Origin of the sequence: Micromonospora sp. NPDC000316 (assembly GCF_042898885.1) — a bacterium.
In the GTDB taxonomy this organism is placed as follows: Bacteria; Actinomycetota; Actinomycetes; order Mycobacteriales; family Micromonosporaceae; genus Micromonospora.
Map to the genome: position 1 here is coordinate 64,195 of NZ_JBIAZG010000018.1, position 25,745 is coordinate 89,939.

Here is a 25,745-nt window from a genome sequence, read left to right on the forward strand (position 1 = left end):
CCATGCGCCAGGACGAGCAGGTGAGCAACGACCACCCGGAGGCCGTCCGGTCCGCGCCGGTACCGGTGCCGCCGACCGGCGACCGGGACGACCGCACCGATCGGGACGCCCACTCGGACGTACCCGAGGATGCCCTGGACGACCGGGGCACCTTCGACGACCCGACCCCCGACCACGACCGGACCGACGACCACGACCCGACCGCCGACTCCGACCAGGGCCTCTACGACAGCGACGACGAGACGGCCGCCGACCGACGCCACCGGGCGGACGACCGCGGCACCGACCCGACGGACGCCCGTGACGACGAGGGCGGCTTCCACGAGCCCGGGCCCCTGCCTACCGCGTTCGGCGCGACGACTGTGGGGGACGCGGTGGCGGCGTCCGCGCTGGCCAGCCCACGTCCGCAGGACCAGCCCGACCCGCGGGCCGAGCGGACCGCCGAGCCCGGCGACGGCGCCGAGGACGGCGAGCGGGTGGGTCTGACCGCCGACCCCACCGCCGAACTGCACCGCCGGGACACCGACCCGGAGGCCGACCCGCAAGCCGACTGGGACGCCGCCGACCGGGACGCCGACGGGGACGCCGACGGATCGAACCGGACCGTCGTACCGGCGGGGAGCACTGACGGTGCCGCCGAGCGGCGCGGTGACCTGACCGACTGGGCCGGGGATCCGGACGCGACGGCGGCCGGCGCGGCCGGCTACGGCAGCGCGACACCGGAGATGGTCGACCCGGACGCGGACGCGGTGCCCGTCGTCGGTGGCACCACAGGTTCGTTGGAGTCGGCCGGCATGTCGCGGCCCGCCGGGTCGACGGTGGCCGACGAACCGGCGACGCTCCTCGAAGCGGACACGGCCCAGGGATTCCGGGACCGCTGGCGGGACGTGCAGCTGCGGTTCGTGGACGACCCGCACTCGGCGGCCGGCGAGGCGCAGTCGCTTGTGGAGGAGGCCATCCAGGCGCTCTCCTCGGCGCTGGCGGCGCAGAAGACCAAGCTGGGCGGATGGCAGGACGCCGGCTCGACGGACACCGAGCAGCTCCGCATGGCGGTCCGCAACTACCGGGACTTCCTGGACCGCGTGCTGGGTCGTTGAGTACGCGTGCCAAATCGCTGAGCGAACAACCGGGCGCCCCGGCCGACACCGGCCGGGGCGCTCCCGTACGTCCTGCCCCACCGTCGCCCGACGGGGCCGATACCGCCCGGACGAATCCGAAGATGTCGAACACGTCGTCGAGGTGTGAAACCACGCGTCCTGGGTAATAGGGGCCGCGCTCGGCGGTGCGGACTGCGGGACGAGAGGTGCGGCTATGGGCGGCGGCGGTCTCCGGCTCAACATGAACGGCCTGGACTACCTCATCCTGGCGTTGTATTTCGTGACTGTCCTCGGGGTCGGCTTCGCCGCCCGGCGGGCGATCCGGACCAGTGTCGACTTCTTCCTGTCCGGCCGGTCCCTGCCGGCCTGGGTCACCGGGCTCGCGTTCGTCTCGGCGAACCTCGGCGCCCTGGAGATCATCGGGATGGCCGCGAACGGCGCCCAGTACGGCGCGATGACGCTGCACTACTACTGGATCGGCGCGGTGCCGGCGATGGTCTTTCTGGGCATCGTGATGATGCCCTTCTACTACGGGTCGAAGGTCCGCAGCGTTCCGGAGTACCTGCGGCTGCGCTTCAACCGCCCGACCCACCTGCTGAACGCGCTCAGCTTCGCCGTCGCCCAGGTGCTCATCGCCGGGGTGAACCTGTACGCGCTGGCGCTTGTCATGCAGGCGCTGCTCGGCTGGCCGCTCTGGACCGCGATCGTGGTCGGCGCGGCCATCGTGCTGGCGTACATCACCATCGGCGGCCTGTCCGGGGCGATCTACAACGAGGTGCTCCAGTTCTTCGTCATCCTGGCCGGCCTCATCCCGATCACCGTGCTCGGCCTGGTCAAGGTCGGTGGGGTGAGCGGGCTGATGGACGCGGTACGCGACTCCAAGCTCGGTGAGGCCGGCCTGCACACGTGGCAGGACACCGCGACCACCGCCAACCCGCTCGGCGCGCAGTGGATCGGCATCGTCTTCGGCCTCGGCTTCGTGTTGTCGTTCGGCTACTGGACGACGAACTTCGCCGAGGTGCAGCGGGCGCTGTCGGCGAAGAACATGAGCGCCGCCCGGCGTACGCCGATCATCGCCGCGTACCCGAAGTTGTTCATTCCGCTCGTCACGGTGATTCCCGGCCTGGTGGCCCTGGTGACGGTGAAGGGGCTCGGCGCGGAGAGCGGCGACCTGCAGTACAACAACGCGATCCCGCTGCTGATGCGCGACCTGCTGCCCAACGGCGTGCTGGGGGTGGCGGTCACCGGCCTGCTCGCCTCGTTCATGGCCGGCATGGCGGCGAACGTGAGCGGCTTCAACGCGGTCTTCACCTACGACATCTGGCAGGCGTACGTCCGGCGCGACCGCTCGGACGAGTACTACCTGCGGGTCGGCAGGTGGGCGACAGTCGCCGCCGTGGTGGTCGGCATCGGGACGGCGTTCATCGCGGCCGGGTTCAGCAACATCATGAACTACATCCAGGCGCTCTTCTCGCTCTTCAACGCGCCGCTGTTCGCCACGTTCATCATCGGCATGTTCTGGAAGCGGATGAGCGCGCTGGCCGGGTTCTGGTCGCTGCTGTTGGGCACGCTGGCGTCGCTGGCGACGTACCTGCTCTACAAGGGCGGCGTGATCGACTTCAACTCCGACCTGGAGGAGAGTTTCTGGGGTGCCGGCATCGCGTTCGTGACCGTGGCAGTTGTCGCCGTGGTCCTCACCCCGCTCACCGCGCCCAAGCGCGACGAGGATTTGCGCGGGCTGGTCTACGGCATGGGCGGCATCGACCTCAAGGGCGACGTGCTCGCCGGGGACGCCGTCTGGTACCGCTCCCCCGTGTTGCTCGGTGTGATCGCGGTCGTGTTGGCCGCCCTCTTCTACATCCCGGTCTTCTAGGAAAGGGGTCCGCAGATGGACGACCAGGGCCAGCCGGCACAGGACCCGCTGATCGACGAGGCGCAGGAGGAGCAGCGGCGTTCGGCCGCCGCCCGGCTGTTCGACATCCGCCGGGTGATCGGTGGCCTCTTCGTGGCGTACGGGATCATCGTGACGCTTATCGGCGTCTTCGACAGCCCGGCGGAGATCGACAAGGCCCAGGGTGTCCGGATCAACCTCTGGGCCGGGCTGGCGATGCTCGCCTTCGGCCTGGTCATGCTGCTCTGGCAGTGGCTGCGCCCGGCGGAGGCGCCGAGCCCGAACGAGCAGCAGCCCGACAGCTGACGCGGTGGGCTGGGCGGCGCCGACGCCGCGCATGGGCTCCCCGACACGGGGTACGCGAGGGATCAGGCAACGTGTCGGACCCAGGAGGCAGCACCATGACCGATCGCGACCGCCGACCGCCGCTGGAAGAGAGCCCGCAAACGGCCGCTGCGGTGGACGACGACAGCACCGTCCCGCAACTGCGGACCGGGGGCGGCCCGGACCGCGACACCCCGGGTTTCGCCGAGCCTCGGGGCCGACCGGATGATCTCGCGCCGGGCACCGAGGAGTTGATCGGCGATCCGTACGCCGCCGGCACCGGCGCGACCGGGACGGGCACCGGCGCGGGCGGAGACAACATCCGCACCGGGGCGGAGCAGCCCTGGGAACCGGAGGACCTGGTGATGGCCCGCGGGCAGGACCTCACACCGGAGAACCTCGCCAAGGCCCAGCGTGACCTCGCCGAGCAGGGCCGGGCAGCGATCGAGCGCACTGTGCCCTGACCGAGGGATGACAAGGGTGGGTCCCCGGCCCGACCGTGACGGTCGGACCGGGGACCCGGGGGGAACCTGCCGCAAGCAGTGCCTCACCTACTGCCGGCGGCGGTTCGGTGCGTGCGCTACCCGATCAGAGCGCCGGGTACGCGTTGCGCATGAGCTCCTGGAACTGGGCGGAGAACCACGCACCGGAGATCGGCGCGTCCGCCAGTGCACCGGACGGGTTGTTGCCGTTGCGGGCGTTACCGCCGTACGTCGGGTCGCACATCCGGTCGAAGCCCTTGCCCTCGTTGTTCGGGATCTCCTTGCTGGAGCCGTCCGACTCACCCGGGGGCTTCACCCAGACGTAGGCGTCGATGCCCGGCTCCGGGTTGGCCCGCGGGCGCTCGCCGAGACCGGCACCGGCCTGGTTGCACCAGTTGCCGAGGTGAGCCCGGCGGTCGATCCGGCCGCCGTTGACGTACGTGTCGACGCTTGTCGTCGCGCCCGGCCCGGTGGGCCGCGCCGAGCCGCCCCAGCCGTTGCGGGACGTGTCGATGAGCATGCCGATGCCGGAGTTGAAGCCGATCGAGACCAGCTTGTCGCGGAACGCCTGCGCGAAGGACAGCTCGTCGACGTAGTAGTTCCAGTCCACCCACTTCGACTGCCGCACCGTCTGGCCGTTCACGTTGTCGGTGACCTTGAAGTACGGCTCACGAAGCGCCGAGTAGTTCGCCGTGTTGACGATGAACCCGTGCACGTTGTTGACAGTGCTGCCGGAGGCGACCGCGGCGGTCTTCAGGATGTCGGCGGTCGGGCCGAAGTTGGTGTCCCAGCCGAGCCAGCCGTGGTGGCCGGCGTCGATGTAGTTGTAGACGTTGCCGATCGCGCCCAGCGTCGCCAGGGCGTAGCCGACGCCGTTGACGTACGCGCCGTTGGCCTTGACCGTGTCACACATGACAGTGCCACCGGGCTGGCCGGAGGTGTTGGTGACCAGGTTCGGCAGCGAGTCGATCTCGATGACGTTGATGATCCGCAGGTTCCGGTACTTCGACTCGCCCTGGATCGCGGCGATCGGGTCGATGTACTCGGCCTTGTACCTGGGCAGCTCGTTCGGGCCCAGCTCGCCGTTGGAGGCGAGTGCGGAGCAGTCCCGGCCGGGCAGGTTGTAGATCACGAACTGGATGTAACCGGCGCCCTGACGCAGCGCCTCGTCCAGGTGCTCACGCACCCCGAACGCGCCGTTGGAGCTGCTGTCCGGCGTGCCGTTGATGGCGGCGATCCGGTCCAGCCACACAGCGGTGGGGTTGTTGGAAACCCGGCTTCCGCCCGGCTCGGCGTCCGCCTTGGCCTTCCACTCCGGGTTCACATACCCGGGCACACCGACGTACGGGTTGTCCACCTTGGTTCCGGGCGGCGGCGTGGTGGGCGGCGGCGTGGTCGCCGGCGGCGTGGTCGGCGGGGGCGTGGTGGGCGGCGGGCTGGTCGGCGGGGGCGTGGTGGTGGGCGGCGGGGTGGTCGGGCCACCGCCGTTGCAGACCACGCCGTTGAGGGTGAACGACGTCGGCTTCGGGTTGCTGCCGCTCCACGCGCCGTTGAATCCGATGCTCGTCGACGCGCCGCTGGCGAGGCTCCCGTTGTAGGACAGGCTGCGTGCGGTGACCTGGCTGCCGGACTGCGCGTACTCGGCCGACCAGCCCTGCTGCACCCGCTGGCTGGAGTTGGGGAAGGTCCAGCCCAGCGTCCAGCCGTTGACCGGGTCGCCGAGGTTCTTGATGGTGATGTTGGCGGTGAAGCCACCGGGCCAGTCGTTCGTCGAGTAGGCGATCTCGCACTGCGTCGCCGCCTGCGCCGCGGTGACGGGGATCGTCACCAACCCTCCGGCGACCAGGACACCCGCGCCTGCTAGCGCGAAGGTCCGGCGTGGGCCGGACAGCCTTCTCCACATATTCATGCCACAGATCTCCTTGGGCGAGACCGGGCTCGCGTACGGCCCGGCGTGGGACGGCCCGGTGGGACGCCCTGGAAGGGACGGCCGCCGGCGCCACGGGATTCTTGGGGGGTGCCCGACCCGGACGGGCTGTGGTGGTGGTGATCGGCCCGGCGCGAGGCCGGTCCCATTGCGGCTGGATGTCGTCCGGCGAAGCCGGATGCCCTCGACGCCCTGCCTGTGCGGTGTGGCTCCCCGAAACCGCGTGCGCCGATTCTTACATGGGAGCGCTTCCATGGCAATGGCTCGATGCATGAGCAGGCCCTGCGACTCGGACGATACCCCCGAGCGGCCCCGAGCGGCACGAGCGAGACGGCACCACCGTTACCGACCGTAACGCTGCGGGGCGGGCATCCCGAGCGCGCAACGCCGTGATCGAGCCGTAAGCCGGTGTCCCCGGCGCTGCACGCCGAGAAGGTGGCGTACCACTCCTTTGCTCCTTACCGGCAGTAAAGGTCAAAACGCGAATCTTTCATTTCATAGGTCATGAAACGGTCTAACGTCGGTCTTAGCTCGACTGTCGTCGGGCTCAGGACAAGAGGGATGGAGTGACGCAGGTCATGGCTAAGAAGATGCTCGGGAAGGTCGTTGCGGGCGCCGCGCTCGGCGGCGCATCGCTCCTGGTGTTCGCGCCCGGGATCGCGTTCGCCGACGGGCACCACGACGGCGGCATGGACCGCGATGGCAAGGTCCTTGCCAAGCCGCACGTCGTGAAGGCGGGTGAAGAGGTCAAGCTCCTGGAGATCTGCCCGGACCGGCAGGAGCACGCCTTCGTCTGGTCCAAGGTCACCGGCAAGGTCAACCTCAAGCCGGTGAAGGACGACCGGGGCGACGACCGGGGCGAGTGGAACAAGGAGGACGACTCCTACGGCCACGAAGACCAGAACAAGGACGAGCACGGCAAGGACGACAAGGGCAAGGACGACAAGGGCAAGGACGACAAGGGCAAGGACGACAAGGGCAAGGACCACGAGGGCAAGGGTGAGGACGGCAAGGACAAGCCGCAGCCTCCCGCTGACGACGCCCAGCCCGGTGGCCAGGGCGGCGGCGCCGCCGACGCCTACGGCGACGAGGGTGGCAAGGACAGCAAGGACTGGAAGGGCGAGGAGCACGGCCAGGACGCGGAGAACGGCCGCGACAAGGACTGGGGCTCCAAGGACGAGGGCAAGAAGGACTGGGAGTCCAAGGACGAAGGCAAGAAGGAGTGGGACTCCAAGGGCTCCGAGGAGTACGGCTCGGACAAGGGCTGGGACTCCAAGGGCAGCGAGGAGTACGGCTCCGACGAGTACGGCTCCGACAAGGGCTGGGACTCCAAGGGCAGCGAGGAGTACGGCTCCGACGAGTACGGCTCGGACAAGGGCTGGGACTCCAAGGGCGACGACCACGGCAAGGACGGCTGGGAGCGCGAGCGCGAGTTCGTGTACTACGGCGAAGCCACTGTCGACAAGGACGCCAAGCCGGGTCGCTACGAGCTCAAGGGTTCGTGCGGCGAAGGTGAACTCGTCGTGCTCCCGCACGGCGGGGTCGACGGTGGTGACGGTGGCGCCAGCACCGGCACCGACCGGGGCCTGGCCACCGGTGGCGCGAGCCTGCTCGGCGCTGCCGCGCTGGGCGGGATCGTTCTGATGCGTCGTCGGCGGACCGATGGTTCCCTCGTCTGACGTGACGACGGGACGGGCCGGCGGCCGTCACGGGAGACCGTGGCGTGCCGCCGGCGCGGCCGTCGTCGTCACCTTGGCAATGGTCGGTGCCGGCATGATCGGCGCGGCGCTGAAGACCACGCCCGCTCCACGCCCTCCGCAGCCGCTGGCCCAGGCCGGCCCCGAGGTCAGCGGACCGGCGGTCAGCGGCACCGACGCCGCGCGGCTCGACGACGGAGAGGCCGCGCGAGGGGCCGCTCCGGTCGGGTTGGACCGCTCCGCCCCGACGAGCATCGAGATCCCCCGGATCGGCGTCAACGCGACGATCATGTCGCTCGGCACCAACCCGGACGGCACCGTCCAGGTCCCCCCGTTGGAACAGGCCGACAAGGCCGGCTGGTACGAACCGGGCGCGAGCCCCGGCGAGACCGGTAACGCGGTAATCGTCGGTCACGTGGACTCGGCTGCGCTCGGCCCGGCCGTCTTCTTCGACCTCGGTTCCCTCGTCCCGGGCGACACGATCACCGTCCAGCGGGCGGATGGAAAGCCCGCCACCTTCCGGGTCGACTCGGTGAAGTCGTACCCGAAGACGTCCTTCCCCACCGAACTCGTGTACGGGCCGAGCGACAGGCCCGGCCTGCGGGTGGTCACCTGCGGCGGTCAGTTCGACGAGACCGTCCGGAGCTACCCGGACAACGTGGTCGCCTTCGCCACCCTTGTGGAGTGACAGGGGCGTACGAAAACGGTCCGGCCGGTCGGGGTGACCCGACCGGCCGGACCGCGTCCGGCGTACCGACTCAGGCGGCGGCGGAGGTCCGCACCAGGGTGCGGATCTGGCGCAGCAGCACGGACAGGGCGGCGAGATCCGCCCGCGACTCGTCGAACTCGCCCATCGCCCTGCGGGCCCGATGGATCGGGGTGGCGTTCGACTGCTCCCACTGGTGCACCCGCTCGTGCGGCGGCAACTCGTCCGGGGTGGAGTCGAGCACCTCCGCGGTGAGCGCGGCCAGCGCGGCGTACAGGTCGTAGCGCAGCGCCATCCGGGCCAGCGTCTGCCAGCGGTCCTCGCGCGGCAGCAGGGAGATCTTCGACAGCAGCGAGTCCACCCGGAACAGGTCGGAGAGCACGAAGTAGACCGATGCCACCTCGCCCACGTCCCGCCCGGTGCGGGTAGCGGTCTCCACCACGTCCAGCAGGCCGAAGCTGTACATCAGCCGGGTCGCCTGCTCCGCCAGCTCACGGGGCAGCCCACGCCCGGACGTCGAGTCGATGTGCGCTGCTATGGCCTGCCGTTCGCTGCCGTAGAACAGATCCTCCAGCCCGGGCAGCAGCCGGGCCACCCCGTCGCGCAGCCGGGCGATCTCGGTCGGCACGTCGATCGGCGACCGACGGTTGGTGACAAGCCATCGGACCGCGCGGTCGAGCAACCGGCGAGTGTCCAGGTAGACGCTCGTCTGCAACTCCGGGGAGATCTTGTTGTCCAGCGCCTCCACCGCGTCCCACAGCTCACGCAGCCCGAACACCTCACGGACGACCACGTACGCGCGGATCACGTCGGCGGCGCTTGCCGCGGTCTCCTCGACAACCCGGAAGACGAACGAGATGCCGCCCCGGTTGATCGACTCGTTGACCAGCACCGTCGTGACGATCTCCCGGCGCAGCCGGTGCCGGCCCATCCGGTCGGCGAACCGCTCGCGCATAGGCGTCGGGAAGTAGTTGACGAGTACGTCGGTCGTCCACTCCTCGTCGGCCAGCCCGTCGGCGAGGATCTCCCGCTCCAGGACGATCTTCACGTACGCCAACAGCACCGCGAACTCGGGCGCGGTCAGCCCGGACTCACTGCGTACCGCCAACTCCTCGTCCGGCGGCAGCGCCTCCAGCGCCCGGTCCAGCGCGCCGGAGCGCTCCAGCTCGTTGAGCATCCGGCGGTGCACCGGGAGCAGCGAGGCCGCCTGGGCCTGGGCGTTGTTGATCGCCCGAGCCTGGTCGTAGTTGTCCCGCAGCACCAGCTTGGCGACCTCGTCGGTCATCCCCGCCAACAGCTCGTCCCGCTCGGCGGTGGTCAACTCGCCGTCGGCGACCGCCGTGTTCAGCAGGATCTTGATGTTCACCTCGTGGTCGGAGGTGTCCACCCCTGCCGCGTTGTCGATGAAGTCGGTGTAGATCCGGCCACCGGTCAACGCGTACTCGATGCGGCCGAGCTGGGTCCAGCCCAGGTTGCCGCCCTCGCCCGCCACCCGGCAGCGCAGGCTACGCCCGTCCACACGGATCGCGTCGTTGGACTTGTCGCCCACCTCGGCGTTCGTCTGGCTGGACGCCTTGACGTACGTGCCGATGCCGCCGTTCCAGAACAGGTCCACCGGCGCGGTGACGATCGCCTTCATCAGCTCCTGCGGCGACAGTTGCGACACGTCGTCGTCCAGGCCGATCGCCGCCCGGACCTGCGGCGTGATCGGGATGGACTTCGCGGTACGCGGGAAGATGCCGCCGCCGGCCGAGATCAGCTCCGGGTTGTAGTCCTCCCACGAGGACCGGGGCAGCTCGAACAGCCGCCGACGTTCCGCGTACGAGGTGGCCGCGTCCGGGTCCGGGTCGAGGAAGATGTGCCTGTGGTCGAAGGCGGCCACCAGCCGGATGTGCTGGGACAGCAGCATGCCGTTGCCGAAGACGTCGCCTGACATGTCGCCGACGCCGACCACTGTGAAGTCCTGGGTCTGGGTGTCGTGGCCCAGCTCCCGGAAGTGCCGCTTGACCGACTCCCAGGCGCCCCGGGCGGTGATGCCCATCTTCTTGTGGTCGTAGCCTGCCGAACCGCCGGAGGCGAACGCGTCGCCCATCCAGAAGTTGTGAGCCTTGGAGATCTCGTTGGCGATGTCGGAGAACGTCGCCGTGCCCTTGTCCGCCGCGACCACCAGGTACGGGTCGTCGGCGTCGTGCCGGACCACGTCCTCGGGCGGCACGATCTGCCCGGAGACGATGTTGTCGGTGACGTCGAGCATCGCGCCGACGAACTCCTGGTAGCAGGCGACCGCCTCGTCCCGGTCGCCCGGCTTCTGCTTCAACACGAAGCCGCCCTTGGCGCCCACCGGCACGATCACCGTGTTCTTCACCATCTGCGCCTTGACCAGGCCGAGCACCTCGGTGCGGAAGTCCTCCCGACGGTCGGACCAGCGCAACCCGCCCCGGGCCACCGGCCCGAACCGCAGGTGCACACCCTCGAACCGGGGCGAGTAGACGAAGATCTCGAACTTCGGCCGCGGCGCCGGCAGGTCGGGAATGGCCTGCGGGTCCAGCTTGAACGCCACGTACGCCTTCGGCCGCCCGCCGGCCGGCTTCTGGTAGAAGCTCGTCCGCAGGGTCGCCTCGATAAGCGTCAGGTACGAGCGCAGGATCCGATCCTGGTCGAGGCTCGCCACGTCGTCCAGGGCGGCCCGGATCGTCTCCATCAGCTCACCACTGCGCTGCTGACGCTGCTCGGTGCTCTGCTCACCCGGCGCGAACCGGGTCTCGAACAGCTCCACCAACAGCGCGGCGATCTTCGGGTACGCGATGAAGGTCTGCTCCATGTAGTCCTGCGAGAAGACCGTGCCGGCCTGCCGCAGATACTTCGCGTACGCCCGCAGCACCACCACCTGTCGCCAGGTCAGCCCGCCGCGCAGCACCAGCTCGTTGAACCGGTCCACCTCGGCCTCGCCACGCCAGGCCGCCGCGAACGCGTTCTCCACGTGCGGGCGCACCTCGGCCAGCTCGTGGTGGCCCTCGGGCAGCATGAGGCCGAAGTCGTACAGGTAGACCCGACCGTCGATCCGGTCCACCTCGTACGGGTGCTCGTCGACCACGCGTACGCCGAGCGAGTGCAGCACCGGCAGCACGGCGGAGAGCATCATCGGCTCGCCGTACCGGTAGACCTTGAACCGGACGTCCATCGTCTCGGCCAGGTCCGCACCGGGCACCCGGGTGCCCGGCCGGGGCGGGAGCTGCTTGCGGAACAGGTGCATCTCCAGCTGGCCGGGCTCCTCCAGCAGCTCCAGCTTCGCCAGGTCCTTCATCGCCTCGTACGGCGTGTGCCCGTCCTTGTAGCCCTCCGGGAACGCGTCGGCGTACCTGGTGAACAGGTGCTTGGCCTGCTCGTCGCCGAGCTTGCGTTCCAGCACCAGCCGGTAGTCGTCGTCCCAGAGCCGGGTCGCGTCGGCCAACTCCTCGGCCAGCAGGTCGGCGTCGATGTCACCGGGCGGCCGGGTCGGGTCGGTGCGGACGATGAAGTGCACCCGGGCCAGCATCGACTCGGTGACCCGTGTCGTGTAGTCAACCCCGACGCCGTTCAGCTCGCGCAGCAGGATGTCCTGCATACGCAGCCGGTTCTGCGTGGTGAACCGGTCCCGCGGCAGATAGATCAGGCAGGAGATGAACCGCCCGTACGCGTCCCGGCGCAGGAACACCCGCAGCTGCCGGCGGCCCGCCATCCGCAGCACGCCGACCACCGCGTGGTACAGGTCGTCGGTCTTGATCTGGAACAGCTCGTCGCGCGGGTACGTCTCCAGGATCTGGAGCAGGTCCTTGCCGGAGTGGCTGCGGTGGCTCAGGCCGGAGCGGTCCAGCACCTCGGCGACCTTACGGCGCACCACAGGCAGCTCCTGGACGCTGGTCCGGTACGCGGCGGTGGAGAACAGCCCCAGGAAGCGCCTTTCACCGATGACCTCGCCCGCCTCGTTGAAGATCTTGAAGCCGATGTAGTCCAGGTACGCCGAGCGGTGCACGGTGGCCCGCGAGTTGGCCTTGGTGATGATGAGCAGGCGCTTCTCCAGCACCTTCTCGTGCGCCTCGGGCGTCATCGACGCCAGCGACCGGGCCTCCGGTGAATCCGAGCGCAGGATGCCCAGGCCGGTGCCGAGCACCGCCTCCAGGGCCTTGCCGTCGACCGGATCCGAGCCGTTCGCGCCGGGCACGTCCACCAGTCGGTACTCGCGGTAACCGAGGAATGTGAAGTGGTCGTGGGCGAGCCAGCGCAGCAGCTCCACCGAGTCGGTGATGTCCTTCTCCGGCACCGGCGGACGGTTGTCGGAGGTACGGGCCGAGGCCAGCTCGTCGGCGAACGCGAGGGCCCGCTGACGCATCTTCGGCCAGTCCTCCACGGCCTCCCGCACGTCGGTGAGCACCCGTTGCAGCTCACGACGCAGCCGGCCCCGCTCGTCGGCGTCGCGCACCGGGTCGATCTCGACCCGCATCCAGCTCTCGACGATGTCGCCGGAGATCGCGTCGTCCGGCTCCACGTCCGCGCAGACCTCGGTGAGGCGACCCAGCGGCTCGCGCCGGACCACCACAAGCGGGTGCACCAGCAGGTGCACGTCCAGGTGGTACGAGTTGAGCAGCGCGGTCACCGAGTCGACAAGGAAGGGCATGTCGTCGGTGACGATCTCGACGACAGTGTGGTGCTGGTCGGCGTGCGGCTCGTGGATCCGCAGCTTCAACTCACCGGGGACCCGCTGCTGGGCGAGGTCCCGGTGCGCCCGGGCCGCGTCCAGCATTTCCTCCGCCGTGAGGCCGACAAGCTCCTCGTCCGGGGCGAACCGCCAGAAGCGGCCGACAAGGGTCGCCGCGTCGTGGTCGTCCCCGGCGAGCGCGACAGCCTGGGCCACCAGACGCTCCGCGTTGGGGACCGGCTCGTCGAGCTCGGCGTCCTCCGCATCGTCGGCCAACGCCTCGGGCGGCAGGCCCAGATCGTAGATGGTGTCGATACTCGACCCGGTCAGCCCGGTGACTCCCGTGTCGAGCCGGCCGTAGCCGTCCCCGTCGGTAGCCGAATCGAAGCTGTCGTCCCGGCCGGAGTCATCCTGCCGGAGGTCGGGTTCCGATTTGATCGCCGGACGCCGGTCCATCGGTGCCACTCCCCTCGACCCACCGCGTTGTGGGTCACTCTGCCGCCCAGCCTAGGCCTGCCGCTTTATTCGATCATCGGCGGACCACTGGCCGGACGTCGGATCGGGACTCTGTCCTTTCACCCGTTGCGGGTCCGAGGTTGGCCGGTTGCGGGATACCCCGCCCCGCGATGTTCATCACATCGGCGCGCTCCGTCTTTCCGCACGTCGGACGTCATACGGGATGTCTCGGACACCGTTCGCGTACTACCGTGCAGGGCAGCCCGAGACCGGAAGGACCCGCTCCATGACCCTGTCCTACCCCCGGCCGCACCTGCCGAATCGTGCCCGCCGGGCCGCCGCCGCGCTCACCGCGACCCTGCTCACCGCCGGTGCCCTGGCAGCCTGCTCTGCCGACGACGGGCCGCAGCGCAGCGTCGACGCCTTCTTCGCCGGCTGGCGCAGCGGCGACCTGCGGGCCGTCGGGGTGGTCGACACGGTCGGCGCCAAGCTGCCGGCGGCCGAGGTGACCCGCGAGATCAAGGAGCTCTCCGGCGAGCTGGCGGCGACCCCGCCCACGCTGACCCGCCGTGGCGACCCGAAGATCACCACCGACGTCGCCACCGTGCCGATCCGGGTGGAGTGGGACCTGCCCGGCGGCACCCGCTGGGCGTACGACCGGGAGCTGCGGCTCACCCAGGGCGACGACGACCAGTGGCAGGTGATGTGGGAGCCCCGGGTGCTGCACGAGCAGCTCACCAAGGGTGACCGGTTGGGGTTGCGCCGCGACACCGGCCCCCGCGCCGGGCTGCTGGATGCGGCCGGGCAGCCGATCGTGGCACCCCGCCCGGTGGTCCGGGTGGGTGTGCAGCCGAGCGAGGTCACCGACGTCAAGAAGCTGGTCAAGGATCTCGACGCGGCCTTCAAGGCGATCCGTCCGGCCCTGGTCCCCGCCGTCGACCTGGCCGATCTGCCCGGCCGGGTGGCCAAGGCCGAGCCGGGCGCCTTCGTCGAGGTGGTGACCCTGCGCGAGGAGGCGTACCGGCAGATCAAGCCCCGGATCTACGACCTGCCCGGCACCAAGTTCCAGTCCGACAAGGTCGACCTGGCGCCGACCCGGGAGTTCGCCCGCGCGCTGCTCGGTTCGGTCGACCCCGCGCAGGCCGATGACCTCGCCGCGCACCCCGACCGGTACGTCCTCGGTGACCTGGTGGGGCACGGCGGTCTGCAGGGCCGCTACGACGAGCGGTTGCGCGGCACCCCCGGGCTGACCGTTCTGGTCGAGCGGCCCGCCGAGGACGGCAAGCTGGCACCCACCGGCACCGAACTGTTCCGCCGGGAGCCGCAGCCCGGCCAGGCGCTGAAGACCACCCTGGACGTGCCCGCCCAGAACGCGGCCGACGGTGCGCTGCGCGCCGAGTCACGGCGGGCCGCCCTGGTGGCCGTGCGGATCAGTGACGGTGCGGTGCTCGCCGCCGCGAACGGTCCCGGGCCGGCCGGGGAGAACCTGGCCTTCACCGCCCAGGTGCCGCCGGGCTCCACGTTCAAGGTGGTCAGCACGCTGGGCCTGCTGGACCGGGGCGCGGTCACCCTGGACGGGCCGGTGGCCTGCCCGAAGACCTTCACCGTCGACGGCCGGTCCTTCAAGAATTCCGACAACTTCGAGCTGGGCTCGGTGCCGTTCCGTACCGACTTCGCCAAGTCCTGCAACACGGCGTTCGCCTCGCTGGCCCCGAAGCTCGGCGGCGACGGCCTGGCCGCCGCCGGCCGCTCGCTGGGCCTGGAAGCACAGTGGGACCTCGGCGCGGACGTTTTCACCGGCAAGGTGTCGAGCGGTGGCAGCCTGGCCGAGCAGGCCGCCGCCTCGTTCGGTCAGGGCACCACGCTTGTCAGCCCGCTGGCCATGGCAAGCGCCACCGCCGCCGTCGCCCGGGGCCGGTTCGAGCAGCCGAAACTCCTGCTCGATCCGGCGCCTGCCAAACCGGCCCCGGCCGGCGAGCAGCTCAAGCCGGAATCGGTCGAGGCACTGCGCACGATGATGCGCGAGGTGGTCACGGCCGGCACCGGCAGCGCCCTCAAGGACGTGCCGGGTGGCGAGGTGTACGGCAAGACCGGCACCGCCGAGTACGACAACAACCCCGCCAACACCCACGCCTGGTTTGTCGGCTGGCGGGGAGATGTCGCGTTCGCCGTCTTCGTGGAGAAGGGCGGCGCCAGCACCTCCTCGGCCGTCCCGATCGCCGAGCGTTTCCTCCGCGCCCTGCCCGCCACCTGAGGACCGCAGCGCCCCCGGCGGCCAGGGTGCTGGTGGCGGCGGCTCCCCCACTGGGCGCGGCCAGGCAGCTCCGCCGATGATCGACTCGATTTCTTGGTAATCGCGGTATCCGAGCTAGTGGGACACCGCGATTACCAGGAACTCGAGTCGATCAACCGCCCGTGCCGACCGGCAACAGGTCAGGCAGTGCCGGATTCGCGGCGGTTCGTGTGGTTTTGCTCGGCCGGCGAGGGCCTCCGCAGCAGCCCGGGACCAGCCGACGCGGGCGGGCCGACAGGTTCCCGCTCCGTTGAAGCCGGAGTGCCGGCCGGGTCGCTGGACACGACACCTGACGGCTCCCACCGGGTCGCACCCCGCGTACCGAACGGCTCCGCCTGGACCGGAACCGGGACACCGCCCGGCACCTCGGCCACAGGCGGCTGGGCGTCAGAAGACCCGGTGTCGGCAGGCCCAGCACCTAACGGCTCAGCGCCGGTAGCACCAGCGGGCGCAGCCCTGAAGGAATCGGCCCCGACGCGCCCGGCGGACGCAGCAGCAACATGCTCGCCGCCAGCGGACCCGGCCGGCTCAACACCGAAGGACCCGCCGAGAGCAGAGCCAGCACCGGAGGACTCGACGCCGGCGGGTTCGACGCCGAAGGGCTCGACGTGGACGGAATCGGCAGCTCCGGAACCTGGACCAGCGAACGCCGCATCAGCAGCGCCGACACCGCTGACGCTCGCTCCGCCCAGGCCCGCATCAGCAGAGACCGCATCGGCAAGACCCGCACGATCCGAGCGCTCCGACCGGTCCGCACGATCCGAGAGACCCGCACGATCCGCGAGACCCGCACGATCTGAGACACCCGCACGGTCGGAGCGGGCGTCGAGGTCTGCCGCGCGGGTCTTGGTACGCCGGGGAGTGGGGGTCGGCCGGGCGGACAGCAGCCGGGGTGGCAGCGCCTCCGGGGCGGTGACCGGGGTGAGCCCGGCGACCACCGTGTTGACGATCTCGGCGGCGTACGACCCGTCCGGGTCGTAGTCAGGGTCGAAGACGGTCAGCTCGACGCCGAGGCAGTGTGGGGTGTCGACCAGGCCGGCGAGAAGGATCTCCAACTCGGCGAAGGCGATCCCGCCCGGGTCCGGTGCGTCCACGGCGGGCATCACCGCAGGGTCGAGCACGTCGACGTCGATGTGCACCCAGTAGCCCGCGCAGTCGGCGAGCTGCTCGTGTGCCCACTGTGCCGTCCGGGCGGCGCCCTCGGCCCGCAGTGCCGGCACCGGCCGGGTGATGATGCCCGCGGCCTGGAGGTCGAGCCGGTATTCGTCCTGCGCCCGGATGCCGAGCACCACCACGTCGATGTCGCGGAAGTAGGGTCGGCGGCCCTCCAGCGCGGCGAGGTCGGCCTGCCCGCGCCCGGTGACCAGCGCCAGGTCCTCGCCGGCCGCCGCACCGACGTAGGAGGCGTTGCCGGGGTGCCGGAAGTCGGAGTGCCCATCCACGAATACCAGCCCGATGCGGCCACCGACTGCCTCACCGAGACGGTGCATGGCGAGCGCGGAGCCGAGCAGCACCGAGCAGTCGCCGCCCAGCACGACAGGGAACTCGCCCCGGTCGATGATCGAGCCGATCCGCTCGGCGAGGGCCAGCGAGTAGTCGGCGATCTCCCGGGCGTGGCACACACCGTCGCCGGGTCGCCAGTCACCGGGGTCGTACCGAGCTGGGGTGATGCAGCCGGCGTCGCGAGCCCGCAGCCGGGCCAGCAGGTCGTGGTCGCGCAGCGCGCCGGGCGCCTTGGCGCAGCCCGGGACGGAGGTGGGCGTCGGCGGACGCAGGCCGAGGTTTGTCGGCGCGTCGAGGACGGCGATCCGGCGCATCGTGAGCTCCCGTCCCCAGTGGTCGGGCGGGCCGGCGGATCGCCGGCCCGCACTGGCGTGCTACGTACTCGAAACCGTGCGTGAACTCAACGTCGTGCGTGAACTCAGAACAGGGCGCTGGCCAGGGCTCGGCGGGCCGAGGCGACCGCCGGGTCGTCCGGGCCGGCGATGGAGAACAGGGACACGAGGTGCTGGCGCACGGTCTCGCGATCCTCGCCCGCGGTGCGCCGGACCAGACCGACGAGCCGGGCGTACGCCTGCTCGGCCAGGCCGCTGAGCACCTCGATGTCGGCAGCGAGCAGCTGCGCCGCGACGTCGTCGGGGGCGCTCTCGGCGGCGGCCAGCGCGGCGGCCGGGTCCGCGCCTGCCACCCGGCGGGCAACCCCGACCTGGGCCAGCCCCGCCGTGGCGGCGGCGTCCGCCGGGGCGTCAGCGAGGATCTTCCGGTACGCCTGCTCGGCGGCGTCCAGGTCGCCGCTCATCAGGGCGTCGTCCGCCTCGTCGAGACGCGGGTCCTCCGGCTCGGCGACGGCCACGCCACCGGCCTTGAGTACGGCTTGGAGCCACTGGCGGAGCTGGGCCTCGGGCACCACGCCGGAGAACGCGTCGATCGGCTGGCCGCCGACCACCGCGTAGACCATGGGGATGCCCTGGACCCGGAACATCTGGGCGATCCGTGGGTTTTCCTGCACGTCGACCCGGGCGAGCACCCAGGCGCCGCCGCTCTCGGCGGCCAGCCGTTCCAGCACGGGGGCGAACTCGTCGCTCTCCGGGTAACCTGCCGCGCCGAAGAAGACGATGACGGGCATGGCCATCGACCGTTCGAGCACCTCGGACTGGATAGTCGCTTCGGTGACGTCGACGATGAAGGCGTTGCCGCCGGCTGCCTGTGCGCCGGGGGTGCTGGCGGAGGGGCCGCCCTGCGGGGGTGTGCCGGGGCGAGTGCTTGCTGGTGCGGGGCCGCGCAGCGTGCTGAGGTCGACCGCGCCGCGGGTGAAGATCGACGAGGTGATCCGTGGGTCGCTCATGGTTACCTAGTCTCGCACGTGAGCCGACGATCTCAGCTCACCCGCAACCCCGACGTTGCAACTCTCACGCCCCCCGCCCCCACCCCCGCGATCTTGCATTTTCGGTCCCCCATACACGCCCTATGCGACATATGTCGAGGCAGCAACTGCAAGATCGCGGGGGTGCGGGGGGTGGGGGGCGCGGGGGTGGGGGGTGGGGGTGGGGGTTAGAAGCGGGCTGGTTCGCGGTAGGTGCCCCACTCGGCGCGGAGGGCGTCGCAGATTTCGCCGAGGGTTGCTTCGGCGCGGACTGCGTCGAGCATGGCGGGGATCATGTTCTCGTCGGTGCGGCTGGCCTGGACCATCCGGGACACCGCCTCGCGGACCGCGGCCTCGTCCCTCGCGTTCTTGCGCTCGGCGAGCACCCGACGCTGCTCCAGCTCCACCTCGTGCGAGATGCGCAGGATCTCCAGCTCCTTGGCGACCGTGCCGGTGTGGCAGTTGACGCCGACGATCTTCTTGTCGCCCTTTTCGAGGGCCTGCTGATAGACGAAGGCCGACTCGGCGATGTGCCCGGTGAACCAGCCGTTCTCGATGCCGCGCAGGATGCCGGAGGTCATTGGCCCGATCTGGTGCGGCCCCTCGCCGCCGAGCTGCCGGATCCGGGCGAAGATTTCCTCCGCCTCGGCTTCGATCTTGTCGGTCAGCGCCTCGACGTACCAGGAGCCGCCGAGCGGGTCGGCCACGTTGACCACGCCGATCTCCTCCATCAGCACCTGCTGCGTACGCAGGGCGATTTCGGCGGACTCGTCGGTGGGCAGAGCCAGGGTCTCGTCCAGCGCGTTGGTGTGCAGCGAGTTTGTCCCGCCCAGTACCGCCGCGAGCGCCTCGACGGCTGTGCGTACGACGTTGTTCACCGGCTGCTGGGCGGTCAGCGACACCCCTGCGGTCTGCGTGTGGAACCGCAGCCAGAGGGCCTTCTCGCTCGTCGCGCCGTAGACGTCACGCAGCCAGCGGGCCCAGATCCGGCGGGCGGCGCGGAACTTTGCGATCTCCTCGAAGAAGTCGAGGTGCGAGTCGAAGAAGAAGCTCAGCCCCGGCGCGAAGACGTTCACGTCCAGGCCGCGCGACAGGCCCAGCTCGACATAGCCAAACCCGTCGGCGAGGGTGTACGCCAACTCCTGCGCGGCTGTCGAGCCAGCCTCGCGGATGTGGTAGCCGGAGACCGACAGCGGCTTGTAGCGCGGAATCTCGGCGGCGCAGTATTCCATCAGGTCGCCGATCAGGCGCAGGTGCGGCTCCGGGTCGAAGAGCCACTCCTTCTGCGCGATGTACTCCTTGAAGATGTCGGTCTGCAGCGTGCCGTCCAGCTTGGACAGGTCGGCGCCCTGCCGCTCGGCGGCGACCAGGTACATGCAGAACACCGGGACGGCAGGGCCGGAGATCGTCATCGAGGTGGTGACGCCGGCCAGGTCGATGCCGTCGAAGAGCGCCTGCATGTCCGTGGCGGTGTCGATGGCGACGCCGCAGTGGCCGACCTCGCCGAGCGCCTGCGGGTCGTCGGAGTCACGGCCCATCAGGGTCGGCATGTCGAACGCGACCGAGAGGCCACCGCCGCCGGCGCCGAGGATCATCTTGTAGCGCTCGTTTGTCTGCTGCGCGTTGCCGAAGCCGGCGAACTGCCGGATCGTCCAGGTCCGCCCGCGGTAGCCGGTCGGATAAAGACCCCTGGTGTACGGGTACTCGCCCGGCCAGCCGATCCGTTCGAAGCCCGGGTAGGAGGTGCCCTCCGGCGGGCCGTAGACCGGGTCGACAGTCATCCCGGAGAGGGTGGTGAAGTCGGCGTCCCGCTTGCGCGCGGAGTCGTACCGGGCCTGCCAGCGGGCCCGTCCGGCGGCGATCTCGTCGGCGTCCATGAGCGGGGCTCCTCCTCGGTTCGTCGATGCACGTCGAGTGTAGAGCCCTCACCTGAACGATCGCTAAGTCAGTCCTTACCGACAGGTAACCACCTCAGGCTGTCGGAGCCGCCGGCGCACCCATCGCCACGTCGTCGACACGGATGTTCACCTCGTCGACCCGCAGCCCGTACGCCTCGACCGCCTCGGTGACCTTGGCCCGCACCTGGCCCGTGACCTCCGGCACCGGCCGACCGGCCTCGATCACCAGCACCAGGTTGACCACAGCCGCGTCCCCGGTCACGTGCGCCGAGCAGCCCCGTCGGGCGTCACCCACCTGGTCCAGCCCGACCCGGTCGAGCACCGAGTTGAAGAACCTGGCGATATCCCCGCCCAACTCGGCCACACCGGGCACCGCGCGGGCCGCCGCGACGGCGATCTTCTCGACCACCTCGTCGGAGACCTGCGTCGTGCCGCCGGCCACCGCCGGCACCGTGGTCAGCTCCCGCGTCGCATCGTGGTCCACGTGCCACTCCCCTGCTGTCGCGCCGCCGAGCCGGCACACCGACCCGACCCCACCGCCGTGGGGCGGTGCGAGCCTACAAGGACGTGGCGGCGCCGAGGTGTCCGCCGTGGACGGTCACCGTCCGAGCTGGGCGAGCAGGTTGTCCGCCGCCGCGTACGGGTCCAGCGCCCCCTCGGCAACCTTGGCGGCGAGCGTCGTCAACTCCGTACCGTCGCGAAGGGAACCGATCCGCGCGCGGAGCACGCCCAGCGCGATGGCCTCGACCTCGGCGGCGGCCCGCGCCTCCTGGCGGCGACGCAGCTCGCCGTGCTCGACAAGCCAACCGCGGTGCTTGTCGATGGCGGCGGCGATGTCGTCGATGCCCTCGGCCCGCGCGGCGATAGCGCGGACCACCTGCGGTCGCCACTGCCCCGGGCCGCGTTCGCCGAGGGCGATCATGCCCTGGATGTCGCGGATCGTGGCGTCGACGCCGTCCCGGTCGGCCTTGTTGACCACGAAGACGTCGGCGATCTCCAGGATGCCGGCCTTGACCGCCTGGATCGCGTCACCCATGCCCGGCGCGAGCAGCACGAGCGTGGTGTCGGCGAGCGAGGCGACCTCGACCTCGGCCTGCCCGACGCCGACGGTCTCCACGAGCACCACGTCGCAGCCGGCGCCCTCCAGCACGCGGACCGCCTGCGGCGTCGCCGCCGACAGCCCGCCGAGGTGCCCCCGGCTGGACATCGACCGGATGTAGACGCCCGGGTCGGTCGCGTGGTCCTGCATCCGGACCCGGTCGCCGAGGATCGCCCCACCGGTGAACGGGCTGGACGGATCGACAGCCAGCACACCGACCCGGTGGCCACGCGCCCGCAGCGCGCGGACCAGCTCGTTTGTGGTGGTCGACTTGCCCACCCCGGGGGAGCCGGTCAGCCCGACGACCTGGGCCTGCCCGGCGTACGGCGCCAGCGCGGCGGCGATCTCCGGCAGCAACTCGTCGCCGTTCTCCACAAGGGTGATCAGCCGGGCCACCGCGCGGGCGTCGCCGGTGCGGGCCCGCTCGACAAGCAGCGGTACGTCCCGGCTGCGGCGCACCGATCCGGTGGCCGCCGCCGGCACGTTCTCGACCGCTTCGCTCACTGCGTCATCTTCGTTCACGACTGCGGGGCTCGCAGAACCGACTCACTCGTCGCGCTCACTGGCCGGCCGCTGCACTTCCCGGCACGTGGATGATCAGCGCGTCGCCCTGGCCACCGCCGCCGCAGAGCGCCGCCGCGCCCGTGCCGCCGCCGCGCCGCTTCAACTCCAGCGCGAGGGTGAGGACGAGTCGCGCGCCGGACATGCCGATCGGGTGGCCCAGCGCGATCGCGCCGCCGTTGACGTTGACCCTGTCCGCGCTGATACCGAGGTCACGGATGGACTGGATGCCTACCTGCGCGAACGCCTCGTTGATCTCGATGAGATCCAGGTCCTCCACGCTCAGGCCGCCCTTCTTGAGGGCGTGGTTGATCGCGTTGGACGGCTGCGAGTGCAGGGAGTTGTCCGGGCCGGCCACGTTACCGTGCGCGCCGATCTCGGCCAGCCAGGTCAGCCCCAACTCGTTGGCCTTGGCCTTGCTCATGACGACGACAGCGGCAGCGCCGTCGGAGATCGGCGAGGAACTGCCGGCGGTGATGGTGCCGTCCTTGGCGAACGCGGGACGCAGCTTGGCCAGCGACTCGACAGTGGTGTCCGGGCGAATGCCCTCGTCGTCGCTGATCACCAGCGGGTCGCCCTTGCGCTGCGGGATCAGCACCGGGGTGATCTCCTCGGCGAAGTGGCCGTTCTTCTGCGCGGCGGCGGCCCGCTGGTGGCTGGCTGCGGCGAAGGCGTCCTGCTCCTCGCGGGAGATGCCGTGCTTTGTGCCGAGCCGCTCGGTCGACTCGCCCATCGAGCAGCAGTCCCAGGCGTCGCTGAGCCCGTCGTGCGCCATGTGGTCCTTGATCACCACGTCGCCGTACTTGTAGCCGGAGCGCTGCCCCATCAGCAGGTGCGGGGCGTTGGTCATCGACTCCATGCCGCCGGCCACCACGATGTCGAACTCGCCGGCCCGGATCAGCTGGTCGGCAAGGGCGATCGCGTCCAGGCCGGAGAGGCACACCTTGTTGATGGTCAGCGCCGGCACCGACATCGGTACGCCGGCCTCGACCGCAGCCTGCCGCGCCGGGATCTGACCGGCGCCGGCCTGGAGCACCTGCCCCATGATCACGTACTGGACCTGGTCCGGGCTGACACCGGCCCGCTCCAGCGCCGCCTTGATGGCGATCCCGCCGAGCTTGGTGGCCGGGAGGTCCTTGAGGTTGCCCAGCAGCCGCCCCATGGGGGTGCGCGCGCCGCTGACGATCACCGAAGCCATGCCTGCCTCCGAGGGGGGTGCCGAGCTGTACGCCTTAACGATTGTTCGGTCAGACTAGCGCCATGGCAGAGAACTCCCCCGTCGAGCCCGGTGCGGACTACGTCACAGACATCGGGCTTCGCAAGATCGACCACGTCGGCATCGCCGTACTCGACCTGGACGCCGCGATCGACTTCTACGAGCGGACGTTCGGGATGCGCTGCGTGCACACCGAGACCAACACCGAGCAGGGCGTCCGGGAGGCGATGCTGGCAGTCGGGCCGACGACCGAGGGCGGCTGCGTGCAACTGCTCGCCCCTCTCAGCCCCGAGTCGACGATCGCCAAGTTCCTCGACCGCAACGGGCCGGGCGTGCAGCAGGTCGCGTACACGGTGGTCGACATCGACGCGGCATGTGCGGCGCTGCGCGCCCGCGGGATGCGGCTGCTCTACGACGCCCCCCGGCGCGGCACCGCGGACTCCCGGATCAACTTCGTGCACCCCAAGGACGCGGGCGGCGTCCTCGTCGAACTCGTCGAACCCGCCGCCGGCCACTGACCGACCGCCAGATCGACGGTCGCCAGCTCTGACCGACTCCATTACGCCCGCTCGCCGACTCTGATCGACTCCGGATCGCCGATGTGGCGGCATCCAGATCATCCGACACCGCCACATCGGCGACATGGAGTCGATCAAGCGGGGCGGGGGCGCACCCAAGGCCCGTCGGGGCCGGTGGCGGGGCCACCGGCCGGCCCGCGCGAGCGCGGCGGTGCGCGGTTTGCGCGGTCGTCGGACACCTTCACGCATCGGCCGATGCAGTTTTTCACAGAGACTTCCCGCCCTAGCTACCGTTCAGTAACGTCCGGCCCACAGGAGCCCGAAGGGTGCCGGATGTGTCGAATGACGACATGGCGATCGTGCCCGCCGGCGCCGACGATGGCAGCACCCAAGCCCGTGCGGGTGCGGGGACGAACCGGAGGTCACCGTGCAGGACATCCTCGAAGCGATCATGGCCGCGGAGGAATCGAACGACCCGGACCGCGAGCTCGCCGGCCTCGCCGGACTGCCCGTCCCCGAGAGCTACCGGGGCGTGGTCGTCCGCGCCGAGGAAGCCCGGATGTTCGACGGCATGGCCAGCCGGGACAAGGACCCCCGCAAGGCGCTGCACGTGCAGGAGGTGCCGACGCCGGAACTCGGGCCGGGCGAGGCGCTGGTCGCCGTGATGGCCAGCGCGATCAACTACAACACGGTGTGGACGAGCATCTTCGAGCCGCTTCCCACATTCAAGTTCCTCCAGCGCTACGGCCGGATCTCCGAGCTGACCCGCCGGCACGACCTGCCGTACCACGTGGTCGGTTCGGACGCCGCCGGCGTGGTGCTGCGCACCGGCCCCGGGGTGACCCGGTGGGCGCCCGGCGACGAGGTCGTCGCGCACTGCCTATCCGTCGAGCTTGAGGACGCGGCGGGGCACGACGACACAATGCTCGACCCGCAGCAGCGGATCTGGGGCTTCGAGACCAACTTCGGCGGGCTGGCCGAGCTGGCCATCGTCAAGGCCAACCAGCTGATGCCGAAGCCACGGCACCTGAGCTGGGAAGAGGCGGCCAGCCCTGGGCTGGTCAACTCCACCGCGTACCGGCAGCTCGTCTCGCACCACGGGGCCAACATGAAGCAGGGCGACGTGGTGTTGATCTGGGGCGCCTCCGGCGGCCTCGGCGGGTACGCCACCCAGATGGCGCTCAACGGCGGCGCGATCCCCGTCTGCGTCGTCTCCTCACCGGAGAAGGCCGAACTGTGCCGCAAGATGGGCGCGGAGCTGGTCATCGACCGGGCGGCGGAGGGCTTCCGCTTCTGGAAGGACGAGCAGACCCAGGACCAGGACGAGTGGCGCCGGTTCGGCGAGCGGATCCGTGAGCTGACAAGCGGTGAGGACCCGGACATCGTCTTCGAGCACCCGGGCCGGGAGACGTTCGGCGCGAGCGTCTACGTGGCCCGGCGTGGCGGAACGATCGTCACCTGCGCGTCCACAAGCGGTTTCCAGCACCAGTACGACAACCGTTACCTGTGGATGCACCTCAAGCGGATCGTCGGCAGTCACTTCGCCAACTACCACGAGGCGTGGCAGGCCAACCGCCTCGTCGCGCTCGGCAAGGTGCACCCGACGGTGTCCCGCACCTACCCCCTGGAGCAGACCGGCCAGGCGGCGTACGAGGTGCACCGCAACGCCCACCAGGGCAAGGTCGGCGTGCGCTGCCTCGCACCCGCCGACGGGCTGGGCGTGCGCGACGGCGAGCTGCGGGCCCAGCACGAGGACGCGATCAACCGGTTCCGGGGGCAGTGAGCGGCAACCCCGTTACCGGGCACCGGCCGGATGGATGAGGACCGGATGACCAATGCGGTGATCGGACCATTGTTCTTCCGCTCTCATTAGCGGAGAGCCGGTCCGGAGCGAACAAAGGGCCACGGGGTGCACCTGTGGCCCTTTTTATCCTCACTCTGCGTGGCGTCCGTCCCGCCCGGGACCTGCCAAGATCGCCCATTGGTCCGGCCTTGCCGAGCGAGCGAGTTGACCATGTAAAGAGGACACGAAAGCTTCGTAC

At 70.5% G+C, this 25,745-nt stretch carries 16 protein-coding genes and 1 pseudogene; 9 read left to right on the forward strand and 8 right to left on the reverse strand.

The features are described 5' to 3' along the window. Window positions 1-2 precede the first annotated feature (2 nt). The 4 genes from ACFY2Q_RS26040 to ACFY2Q_RS26055 all read left to right on the forward strand — a co-directional run bounded on the left by ACFY2Q_RS26040 (window position 3) and on the right by ACFY2Q_RS26055 (window position 3,776). Window positions 3-1,097, forward strand: a complete 1,095-nt coding sequence (locus tag ACFY2Q_RS26040; protein WP_387134506.1) for a hypothetical protein — start codon at window positions 3-5, stop codon at window positions 1,095-1,097. A gap of 214 nt (window positions 1,098-1,311) precedes the next feature. After that, window positions 1,312-2,970 (forward strand): sodium:solute symporter family protein, encoded by a 1,659-nt coding sequence (locus ACFY2Q_RS26045; protein ID WP_387134509.1) that lies wholly within the window; start codon window positions 1,312-1,314, stop codon window positions 2,968-2,970. A 15-nt stretch (window positions 2,971-2,985) separates the two neighbouring features. After that, window positions 2,986-3,294: a hypothetical protein gene (locus ACFY2Q_RS26050; RefSeq protein WP_387134512.1), complete on the forward strand. Its 309-nt coding sequence runs from the start codon at window positions 2,986-2,988 to the stop codon at window positions 3,292-3,294. 95 nt (window positions 3,295-3,389) lie between these two features. Beyond that, window positions 3,390-3,776 carry a hypothetical protein gene (locus tag ACFY2Q_RS26055; protein ID WP_387134514.1) on the forward strand — a complete coding sequence of 129 codons (387 nt, stop codon included), beginning with the start codon at window positions 3,390-3,392 and terminating at the stop codon, window positions 3,774-3,776. Between the two features lie 124 nt (window positions 3,777-3,900). Here ACFY2Q_RS26055 and ACFY2Q_RS26060 read toward each other — a convergent pair whose 3' ends face one another. Continuing rightward, window positions 3,901-5,703 (reverse strand): glycoside hydrolase family 6 protein, encoded by a 1,803-nt coding sequence (locus tag ACFY2Q_RS26060; protein WP_387134516.1) that lies wholly within the window; start codon window positions 5,701-5,703, stop codon window positions 3,901-3,903. A 596-nt stretch (window positions 5,704-6,299) separates the two neighbouring features. Here ACFY2Q_RS26060 and ACFY2Q_RS26065 point away from each other — a divergent pair. Together ACFY2Q_RS26065 and ACFY2Q_RS26070 are read left to right on the forward strand one after the other, a co-directional pair. Then, window positions 6,300-7,400 (forward strand): hypothetical protein, encoded by a 1,101-nt coding sequence (locus ACFY2Q_RS26065; protein WP_387134518.1) that lies wholly within the window; start codon window positions 6,300-6,302, stop codon window positions 7,398-7,400. 1 nt (window position 7,401) lies between these two features. Next, entirely contained in the window at window positions 7,402-8,106 is a 705-nt protein-coding gene (locus ACFY2Q_RS26070) for a class F sortase (protein ID WP_387134521.1), read from the forward strand. 70 nt (window positions 8,107-8,176) lie between these two features. On the opposite strand, the gene ACFY2Q_RS26075 is transcribed toward ACFY2Q_RS26070, so the two are convergent. After that, complete coding sequence (locus ACFY2Q_RS26075; protein ID WP_387134523.1) at window positions 8,177-13,255, reverse strand: NAD-glutamate dehydrogenase; 5,079 nt, start codon at window positions 13,253-13,255, stop codon at window positions 8,177-8,179. Between the two features lie 286 nt (window positions 13,256-13,541). Between ACFY2Q_RS26075 and ACFY2Q_RS26080 the strand changes: the two genes are divergently transcribed. Beyond that, window positions 13,542-15,509 carry a penicillin-binding transpeptidase domain-containing protein gene (locus tag ACFY2Q_RS26080; protein ID WP_387134525.1) on the forward strand — a complete coding sequence of 656 codons (1,968 nt, stop codon included), beginning with the start codon at window positions 13,542-13,544 and terminating at the stop codon, window positions 15,507-15,509. An 836-nt stretch (window positions 15,510-16,345) separates the two neighbouring features. On the opposite strand, the pseudogene ACFY2Q_RS26085 reads toward ACFY2Q_RS26080, so the two are convergent. The 6 genes and pseudogenes from ACFY2Q_RS26085 to ACFY2Q_RS26110 form a co-directional block, all read right to left on the reverse strand. Next, a pseudogene (locus tag ACFY2Q_RS26085) lies at window positions 16,346-17,365 on the reverse strand (arginase family protein); the annotation flags it as partial. 104 nt (window positions 17,366-17,469) lie between these two features. Then, window positions 17,470-18,393, reverse strand: coding sequence for a tetratricopeptide repeat protein (locus ACFY2Q_RS26090; protein WP_387134529.1), 924 nt, complete (start codon window positions 18,391-18,393; stop codon window positions 17,470-17,472). 206 nt (window positions 18,394-18,599) lie between these two features. Then, window positions 18,600-20,288 carry a methylmalonyl-CoA mutase gene (locus tag ACFY2Q_RS26095; RefSeq protein WP_387134532.1) on the reverse strand — a complete coding sequence of 563 codons (1,689 nt, stop codon included), beginning with the start codon at window positions 20,286-20,288 and terminating at the stop codon, window positions 18,600-18,602. Between the two features lie 94 nt (window positions 20,289-20,382). Then, a complete protein-coding gene (locus ACFY2Q_RS26100; protein WP_387134534.1) occupies window positions 20,383-20,793 on the reverse strand; it encodes an Asp23/Gls24 family envelope stress response protein in 411 nt (136 codons plus the stop codon). A 114-nt stretch (window positions 20,794-20,907) separates the two neighbouring features. After that, complete coding sequence (gene meaB / locus ACFY2Q_RS26105) at window positions 20,908-21,912, reverse strand: methylmalonyl Co-A mutase-associated GTPase MeaB (protein WP_387134537.1); 1,005 nt, start codon at window positions 21,910-21,912, stop codon at window positions 20,908-20,910. A 55-nt stretch (window positions 21,913-21,967) separates the two neighbouring features. Further along, on the reverse strand, window positions 21,968-23,167 hold the full coding sequence (locus ACFY2Q_RS26110) for an acetyl-CoA C-acetyltransferase (protein WP_387134540.1): 1,200 nt from the start codon (window positions 23,165-23,167) through the stop codon (window positions 21,968-21,970). A 62-nt stretch (window positions 23,168-23,229) separates the two neighbouring features. Here ACFY2Q_RS26110 and mce point away from each other — a divergent pair, with 62 nt between their 5' ends. Together mce and ccrA are read left to right on the forward strand one after the other, a co-directional pair. Continuing rightward, window positions 23,230-23,703: a methylmalonyl-CoA epimerase gene (gene mce, locus ACFY2Q_RS26115; RefSeq protein WP_387134543.1), complete on the forward strand. Its 474-nt coding sequence runs from the start codon at window positions 23,230-23,232 to the stop codon at window positions 23,701-23,703. A gap of 427 nt (window positions 23,704-24,130) precedes the next feature. Next, window positions 24,131-25,486 (forward strand): crotonyl-CoA carboxylase/reductase, encoded by a 1,356-nt coding sequence (gene ccrA / locus ACFY2Q_RS26120; RefSeq protein WP_387134545.1) that lies wholly within the window; start codon window positions 24,131-24,133, stop codon window positions 25,484-25,486. Window positions 25,487-25,745: the final 259 nt, after the last annotated feature.

Coding starts and splice junctions, on each gene's coding strand:
- ACFY2Q_RS26040 (WP_387134506.1), top strand. CDS start 3: ATGCGCCAGGACGAGCAGGTGAGCAACGACCACCCGGAGGCCGTCCGG.
- ACFY2Q_RS26045 (WP_387134509.1), top strand. CDS start 1,312: ATGGGCGGCGGCGGTCTCCGGCTCAACATGAACGGCCTGGACTACCTC.
- ACFY2Q_RS26050 (WP_387134512.1), top strand. CDS start 2,986: ATGGACGACCAGGGCCAGCCGGCACAGGACCCGCTGATCGACGAGGCG.
- ACFY2Q_RS26055 (WP_387134514.1), top strand. CDS start 3,390: ATGACCGATCGCGACCGCCGACCGCCGCTGGAAGAGAGCCCGCAAACG.
- ACFY2Q_RS26060 (WP_387134516.1), bottom strand. CDS start 5,703: ATGAATATGTGGAGAAGGCTGTCCGGCCCACGCCGGACCTTCGCGCTA.
- ACFY2Q_RS26065 (WP_387134518.1), top strand. CDS start 6,300: ATGGCTAAGAAGATGCTCGGGAAGGTCGTTGCGGGCGCCGCGCTCGGC.
- ACFY2Q_RS26075 (WP_387134523.1), bottom strand. CDS start 13,255: ATGGACCGGCGTCCGGCGATCAAATCGGAACCCGACCTCCGGCAGGAT.
- ACFY2Q_RS26080 (WP_387134525.1), top strand. CDS start 13,542: ATGACCCTGTCCTACCCCCGGCCGCACCTGCCGAATCGTGCCCGCCGG.
- ACFY2Q_RS26090 (WP_387134529.1), bottom strand. CDS start 18,393: ATGAGCGACCCACGGATCACCTCGTCGATCTTCACCCGCGGCGCGGTC.
- ACFY2Q_RS26095 (WP_387134532.1), bottom strand. CDS start 20,288: ATGGACGCCGACGAGATCGCCGCCGGACGGGCCCGCTGGCAGGCCCGG.
- ACFY2Q_RS26110 (WP_387134540.1), bottom strand. CDS start 23,167: ATGGCTTCGGTGATCGTCAGCGGCGCGCGCACCCCCATGGGGCGGCTG.
- mce (WP_387134543.1), top strand. CDS start 23,230: ATGGCAGAGAACTCCCCCGTCGAGCCCGGTGCGGACTACGTCACAGAC.